Origin of the sequence: Sphingomonas azotifigens NBRC 15497 (assembly GCF_002091475.1) — a bacterium.
GTDB classification, from domain to species: domain Bacteria; phylum Pseudomonadota; class Alphaproteobacteria; order Sphingomonadales; family Sphingomonadaceae; genus Sphingomonas; species Sphingomonas azotifigens.
The window spans coordinates 1-1072 of record NZ_BCTR01000139.1; the positions used below are offsets into that span (position 1 = coordinate 1).

General features: G+C 63.1%; 1 protein-coding gene. It reads right to left on the reverse strand.

What is annotated here, in order from left to right:
• Nucleotides 1-402 precede the first annotated feature (402 nt).
• A partial coding sequence (locus tag SAZ01S_RS23275; RefSeq protein WP_084584700.1) for a sulfite exporter TauE/SafE family protein occupies nt 403-1072 on the reverse strand: 670 nt, incomplete at its 5' end.

Sequence of the window (1072 nt, forward strand, 5' to 3'; positions counted from 1 at the left end):
ATCGGGTTGGGCAACTACGAACGTCGGAGATGTCCCATGATCGCTCGGCAGCCTCGACCAGAATGCGTCGTTTGGCGATCGGCCTGGCAACGGCAGCGTCTCTATCGCGGCCTGAGTCAACAGGAACACGCCACTCTCCGCTGTCGCGAGTGCGCCGGTCATGACGGATAGGCAGGCGACGAAGCCCGACGCGCTTCGGTCAACGTGCGCGCGTGCATCGAGGCAGCGCGCGTGCATTTTGGTGGGTTGGATCTGACCGATGATACGGCGAAGTTTAGGTTTTTATCCATCGCGTCAGCGGATCTTAAGTATTTTTTGCTTTGTGCCTGGGAAGTATTTTTCCTATATGCATGGTAAATTATTTGCGGGACACTGCTTCTGTATTAGACTGGGGAGCGAATTTTATAACACTGAGGCGATGACGTAGCCGCCAACACTGATCACGACGGCAGCGAATCCACGTTCTAACAGTCCCTTCCTGGCGCCGAGCATTTTGCCCAGCGATATTCCTGCCAGCGTCCCGCCAACCCCGCCCATGATCAGCACCGCCGTTACGCTCCAGTCGACCAGACCGGACAGGGCGTAGGAGGTCGCCGTCGTGAGACCGAGCGCGCTCACCACGACCAGCGATGTGCCGATCGCGAAGGGGAGGGGCATGGCCGTCGCGAGGATCAGCCCGGGCACGATCAGAAATCCGCCGCCGATCCCGAAGAAGCCAGCCGCCAGCCCGACGGCGAGGCCAATCGGTACAAGCCGGGGCAGCAGCGTCGCGGCGCTGCTGCGGGTGAGGCGGACGTCGGGAGCCTCGGTTGCGCGGCGCTTGCGTAGCATGGACAGGCCGACGCCGATCATCAGCAGCCCGAACAGGACAAGCAGCCGCTTGCCGTCGAACGCCTTGCCGAGTTCGGCGCCCAATGCCGCCCCGATCATGCCCGAGACTGCGAAGACGCCGGCGCATCGCCATTTCACGCGTCCGGCCCGGGCATGGCCGAGAAGGCTGGCGAGCGCGTTGACCGTGACGGCAACGGCAGCGGTGCCGATCGCGGCGTGCGGCGATCCGATGCCGACGACA